Genomic DNA, 6,112 nt, shown 5'->3' on the forward strand with positions numbered 1-6,112 from the left:
GCGTGTGAGGTGACGATCGAGACACCCCTTAACGAGAGGGGGGATGGACTATCCCTTGTAGAGTGCGTCGAGGCGCGGGCCGTACACTTCCTTCAACACATGGCGTCGAATCTTCAGGCTCGGCGTCATCTGTTGGTTCTCGATCGTGAACGGTTCGTCGGCCAGGATGAAGCGGCGCACCCGTTCGATCACCGACAGGTCCTTGTTGACCCGCTCGACCGCCGCCATCAGCGCGGCGCGATAGTCGAGGTCGTCGGCCAGCGCCTTCGGATTGCACGCCGCCCCGGTCCTGGCACACCATTCCTGGGTCCATTCGGGATCCGGGACCAGCACGGCGACCATATAGGGCCGCCGGTCCCCGGCGATCATCGCCTGGCCGATCTCGGGCTGCAGCGTCAGCATGCCCTCGACCTTTTGCGGCGACACGTTGTCGCCCTTGTCGTTGATGATAAGGTCCTTCTTGCGGTCGGTGATCTTGATCCGGCCCTTGTCGTCGATCAGCCCGACATCGCCGGTATGCAGCCAGCCGTCCTTCAGCACGCGCGCTGTTTCTTCGGGATTGCGCCAATAGCCGTGCATGACGAGCTCGCCGCGCACCAGGATCTCGCCGTCTTCGGCGATCTTCACTTCGACATTGTCGAGCGGCGGGCCGACCGTATCCATCTTGAGGCCGGCGCGCGGGCGGTTGCAGGAAATGACCGGCGCCGCCTCGGTCTGGCCGTAGCCTTGCAGAAAGGTCAGGCCGAGCGACTGGAAGAAGATGCCGATCTCGGGGTTGAGCGGCGCACCGCCCGACACCATCGCCTTGATCCGCCCGCCGAACCGCTTGGCGATCTTGGGCATCAACAGCGACTTCACGATCAGGTTCATCGGCTGGTCGTATAACGGCACGCCGCCCGCCGCCTTCTTGCCGCCGATCGCGACGGCGCGCTCGAGCAGATAGTTGGACAAGCCGCCCTGCTTCTCGACTGCCTTGACGATGCGCGTCCGCAGCACTTCGAACAGGCGCGGCACCACGACCATGATCGTCGGGCGGACTTCCTCGATATTGCTGGCGAGCTTGTCGAGCCCCTCGGCATAATAGATCTGCGCGCCGAGCCCGATCGGGAAATGCTGTCCCCCGGTATGCTCGTAAGCGTGGGAGAGGGGGAGGAAGGACAGGAACACCTCGTCGCCCCAGCCGAAATCCTCCGCAATCAGGGTGCAGCAGGCTTCGACATTGTGCAGGATCGCACCATGATGTTGCTGCACGCCGCGCGGCGCGCCGCCCGTACCCGACGTGTAGATGATGCACGCCAGGTCGTCGCGGCTCGCGGTGATCAACAGGTCATCCGGCCGCGCCGGATGATCGGCGATCAGCTTCGACCAGTTATGATAGACGAGGTCGGTCTGGCCGACGCGCAGATCCTCCAGGCCGATCACGATTTTGGCCTCGCTCGCGCGCGCCGCTGCGGGCAGCAGCGGACGGGCCAGCTTGGCGGTCGAGACGATGATCGCGCGCGCGCCCGAATTCTCAATAATGTGCGAATGGTCGCGTTCGGTATTGGTGATGTAGGTCGGCACCGTCACGCAGCCGGCGGCCATGATCGCCAGATCGCTGATGCACCATTCGGGGCGATTCTCGCTGACCAGCATGACGCGGTCGCCGGGCTGCAGCCCGATCGCCTTGAGTCCGGTCGCCAGGCTCGCGACCTGTCGCGCGGTTTCGGCCCAGCTCAGCGCTACCCAGCTGTCGCCCTGCTTGTGCCACAGGAACGGCTTGTCGCCGCCCTCCCGCGCGCGGGCGAAGAACATCGCCACGAGGTTGGGAAACTTCTCGATCTGCCGCATTCGGCCCCTCTCCTGCGTGGCGCGCCGCGTTCGGCTGCGCCTTGTCGGCCGACGTTATTCTGACGGGCGGTTCGGCGCCATCCCCATCCGCGTGATTGCTGTCACCTTGCCGTCTTGGCTCATCGCGACACCTTCGCTGCGCGGATCGGCGGCGCCGACCCACTTGCCGCCGATGCGCTCGATCGCGTTGGCCTTGAGCCCCAGCGGGGACACCATGATCTTCTCGCCGAGCGCGCGCATTTGCGGCGCCATTGCTTCAGCCTGGGTGCCGGATTCGGCGACGGCCATCGGGCCCGGCGCATAGACCAGCCCGAGGCCGATCGCATCCTGCGCGCTCATCTTCCAGTCGACCACCGCGATGATCGCCTTTGCCACCTGCGCGATGATCGTCGATCCGCCGGCTGCACCGATCGCCAGGCGGACCTTGCCGTCGGGACCGTAGACGATGGTGGGCGCCATCGAGCTGCGCGGACGCTTGCCGCCCTGGACGCGGTTGGCGACCAGATAGCCGTCCTTGTCGGGCACGATGTCGAAATCGGTCAGCTCGTTGTTGAGCATGATGCCGTCGACCGACAGGCCCGATCCCCATGGTCCTTCGATCGTCGTGGTGACCTCGACGACATTGCCTGCCTTGTCGGTGACGACGAGATCGGTGGTGCCGGGAGTCTCGCTTGCCGGCACGCGCTTGCGCGGCGGGGCGCCCGGCGGGGTGCCCGGCGCGACATCGGCGATCGACTTGTCGGGAGAGATCAATGCCGAGCGCGAGGCGATGTAATTGCGGTCGAGCAGGCCGGCGAGCGGCACGGTGACGAAGTCCGGATCGCCGACATACATGTCACGATCGGCGTAGGCGAGGCGCGAGCTTTCCGCGAACAGATGCCAGGCGACCGGCGAATCCTTGCCCAGCTTCGCCATGTCGAACCGCTCGAGCTGCTTCAGGATCATCAGCACGGTGAAGCCGCCCGACGACGGCGGGCCCATGCCGCAAATGCGATAGACGCGATAGGTACCGCACAGCGGAGCGCGCGGCTTTGCGCGATAGGCGGCGACATCGGCGACCGACATTTTCGACGGATTGCGCTGGGCGTTGTTGACCGCCGCGACGAGCCGCTGGGCGGTGCCCCCGGTATAAAAGGCCTGGGGGCCGAGACGTGCGATCCGGCCGAACAATTCGGCCTGCTTGGGGTTCCTGACGACCGTGCCCACCGGCCACGGCTTGCCCGCCGCGTCCAAGAAGATCGCGCGCGAACCGGCATCCATATGCGCGCCGAACTGGGTCAGCGCATTGACCAGCCGCGGCGACGCCTTGAACCCGTCGCGCGCCAGCCGGATCGCCGGCTGGAACAGTCGCGCCCAGGGCAGTTTGCCCGATTGCGCGTGCGCCAGCGCCATCACGCGGAGCTGGCCGGGCACGCCGACGCTGCGTCCGCCTGGCACCGCCGCGTTGTGCGGGAGCGGCTTGCCATTGGCGTCGTAGAACCACTTGCCGTCAGCGGCCATCGGCGCAGCCTCTCGCCCATCGATCGTATTGATCTTGCCGCTGATGGCGTCATGGCGGACGAAGAAGGTGCCGCCGCCTACGCCCGAGCTTTGCGGCTCGACGACGTTGAGCGCCAGCATCGTTGCGATCGCCGCATCGGTCGCGCTGCCGCCAGCGTTGAGGATCTCGACTCCGGCCGCCGCTGCGCGCGGATCGGCGGCGCTGACCATGCCGGTTGCGGCGGGCTGGACGACCTTGGCGATCCGCGCCGGCTGTCGGGCGGACCCCGACGCCGCCATGGTGGAAAGGAGGATGGCGGCGGCGACGAACAGCTTCTTCATGGCGGGCGACCCTAACGACATGGGAAGGAGAGACAAGGCGTTGCGGACAGGCGACCTATAGACGCGGGTTGCGGCGCAGCGCGAGGATCATCGCGACGATCACCGCGAGCGGCACCAGCAGCAATATGGCGAGGACGAAGAGGTGGAGGAGCGAGAAGGCCACGACGTTTCCTTGGCTGGATGAATTCAAACTGCGCCGATCGCGTCCGCTACCCGCGCAAACCCGTCGCGGCGCATCAGCACGTCCATATCCCGTAGGATGCGCCGCGGCAGTGCGGGGCCGCCATAGACAAGACCCGTATAGATCTGCGCCAGGCTCGCGCCGGCCCGGACCCGGGCATAGGCTTCGGCACCGCTATCGATGCCGCCGACCGCGACGAGCGGCAGCGCGCCGCCGGTCGCCGTCCTGAAATCGCGCAGCCGCTGTGCGGCGAGCGAGGCTAGCGGTGCACCGGAGAGGCCGCCGCTTTCGACGGCGTTGGGAGAGGACAGGGGCGGACGGCTCACCGTCGTGTTGCCGACGATCAGCGCATCGATCCCGGCATGGATTGCGGCGCGGGCGATTTCGTCGATCTGGGCGGGTTCCTGATCCGGCGCGACCTTGAGGAACAATGGCGTCGTCCCGCGCGCCGCGGCTGCCCGGGCGAGCAAGTCGGTCAGCGCGGGGCCATGCTGCAGGTCGCGCAGGCCCGGCGTGTTGGGCGAGCTGATGTTGATCGTGACATAATCGGCGATCGGCGCGGCGGCGGCCACGCCGGCCTCGTAATCGGCGATGCGATCGGCGGCATCCTTGTTGGCGCCGACATTGATGCCGAGCATGCCGGTGCGCTTCGCATCGCGCGCTCGCGGCAGCGCCGCGGCCAGCCCGCCATTGTTGAACCCCATCCGGTTGATCACCGCGCGATCGGGCACGAGACGAAACAAACGCGGTTTCGGATTGCCCGCTTGCGGCAGCGGCGTCAGCGTGCCGATCTCGACCGCGCCGAAACCCAGGCCGAAAAAGCCGGAGATTGCACGCCCGTCCTTGTCGGCGCCGGCGGCCAGACCCAAGGGGTTGGGGAAGGTGAGCCCGGCCACCGTGACCGCAAGCGATGGCGGTCGCGCGGCGAGCGGTGTGCCGATCGCCCCCCATGCGGCAAGCATGTCGATGGTCAGCCCGTGCGCGGTCTCCGCATCGATCGCGAACAGGAGCGGGCGGGCGAGAAAAGCCATGCCGGGCGCCATGGCAGGCCGGGCCGCGAGGGTCAAAGGTCCCTTACGTTACGGAAACGGTCAAAATTCTTCGCGCGGCGAATCCGTCCAATACGACTCGGGGCATGCGGCGTAGGACGAGCCTGCGACCCGAAGGGCCCCTGGGAGGGGGTTCTTTCCCTTGACGGCCCGGTTTTCGAAAGAAAATCGGGCCGCTTTCTTATGTTACGGCAAGTTGGCTCCATACTCATTTTGGGTGGCGGTTGGGACCGGAATGGTATAAAAACGCCACGACGAAAGAAAATACAGGGGCGCAACTTTCGTGTCGGACATTCAACTCGATTATCGGGTTCCTTCACCCGACCTCGCGGATCACGTAACATTATTCTATAACTTTCGAGCCGACGTTCCGTGGTTCGAGGATATGGAGCGCGCAGACTATGCCCAGTTTCGCTTCCGCCTGAGCCCCGGCTTCGCCGCTTATTATTTCCCGTCCGGCGAGAAATCCGCCGGGCCGATCCATGTCGTTGGCCCGACCAGCGGAGCGACCCGATGCCGTGTCGAGGGGCCGGTGCGGGTGTTCGGGTTCGGCATCACGCCGGCCGGCTGGGCGGCGATGCTGGGCGGCGACGCATCGGACATGCTCGACGATTCGATGGAAGTAGGACCGAATCTGCGGCCGCGCGCCGAAGCCGCCTTCCGGGCGATCGCCGGCACGGAAAATATGGACGAACGCGTGCTGATCGCGGAGGCGTTGGTGCGCGAATTCACGTGCAGGGCGAACCAGGAATCGGTCAGTTTCGCGCATCAGGTGGATCAATGGCTGGAAGGCAGCACGTCCCCCGACATCGACGACCTGATCGCCGTCACCGGGCTGTCGCGCCGCCAGGTGGAGCGCAAGTGCAACACGCTCTATGGCGCGCCTCCGAAGTTGCTGGCGCGCAAATATCGCGCGCTGCGCGCGGCGGTCGCGATGTGCCGCGGCGATATCAGCTTCGATGACGCGGTGGGCCGGGGTTTCTACGACCAGTCGCACCTGATCCGCGAAGTGAAGCAATTCACCGGCCTGACGCCGAAGCAAATCCGCGATCGCCCAACCGCGCTGGCGGAAATCACGGTGCAGCAACGGCTGGCCATGTCCGGGCTGGTGAGGCCGCTGATCACGAGTACGTGAATTTCAAATCCTCCCTACGCATAGCGTGGGGAGGGGGACCATTCGCGCAGCGAATGGTGGAGGGGAAATGTCCTGTCCTCGCCGCTGCGCGGCTGC

At 66.1% G+C, this 6,112-nt stretch carries 4 protein-coding genes; 1 reads left to right on the forward strand and 3 read right to left on the reverse strand.

From position 1 onward, the window contains the following. Window positions 1-48: 48 nt before the first annotated feature. The 3 genes from SPR01S_RS16280 to SPR01S_RS16290 form a co-directional block, all read right to left on the reverse strand. Window positions 49-1,830, reverse strand: coding sequence for an AMP-dependent synthetase/ligase (locus SPR01S_RS16280; protein WP_066591269.1), 1,782 nt, complete (start codon window positions 1,828-1,830; stop codon window positions 49-51). Between the two features lie 54 nt (window positions 1,831-1,884). Continuing rightward, window positions 1,885-3,651 carry a gamma-glutamyltransferase gene (gene ggt, locus SPR01S_RS16285; protein WP_066591270.1) on the reverse strand — a complete coding sequence of 589 codons (1,767 nt, stop codon included), beginning with the start codon at window positions 3,649-3,651 and terminating at the stop codon, window positions 1,885-1,887. A gap of 186 nt (window positions 3,652-3,837) precedes the next feature. Next, the gene (locus tag SPR01S_RS16290) at window positions 3,838-4,863 is read right to left on the reverse strand and encodes a quinone-dependent dihydroorotate dehydrogenase (RefSeq protein WP_066591284.1); all 1,026 of its coding nucleotides are present in this window, start codon (window positions 4,861-4,863) and stop codon (window positions 3,838-3,840) included. A 301-nt stretch (window positions 4,864-5,164) separates the two neighbouring features. On the opposite strand from SPR01S_RS16290, the gene SPR01S_RS16295 reads away from it, so the two are divergent. Further along, on the forward strand, window positions 5,165-6,016 hold the full coding sequence (locus tag SPR01S_RS16295) for a helix-turn-helix domain-containing protein (protein WP_066591273.1): 852 nt from the start codon (window positions 5,165-5,167) through the stop codon (window positions 6,014-6,016). The last annotated feature ends 96 nt before the right edge of the window (window positions 6,017-6,112 follow it).

The sequence above is a fragment of the Sphingomonas pruni NBRC 15498 genome (assembly GCF_001598455.1).
GTDB lineage: Bacteria > Pseudomonadota > Alphaproteobacteria > Sphingomonadales > Sphingomonadaceae > Sphingomonas > Sphingomonas pruni.

Bases quoted from the DNA above. Each gene is read 5' to 3' on its own strand.
- SPR01S_RS16280 (WP_066591269.1), bottom strand. From the start codon at position 1,830: ATGCGGCAGATCGAGAAGTTTCCCAACCTCGTGGCGATGTTCTTCGCC.
- SPR01S_RS16290 (WP_066591284.1), bottom strand. From the start codon at position 4,863: ATGGCTTTTCTCGCCCGCCCGCTCCTGTTCGCGATCGATGCGGAGACC.
- ggt (WP_066591270.1), bottom strand. From the start codon at position 3,651: ATGAAGAAGCTGTTCGTCGCCGCCGCCATCCTCCTTTCCACCATGGCG.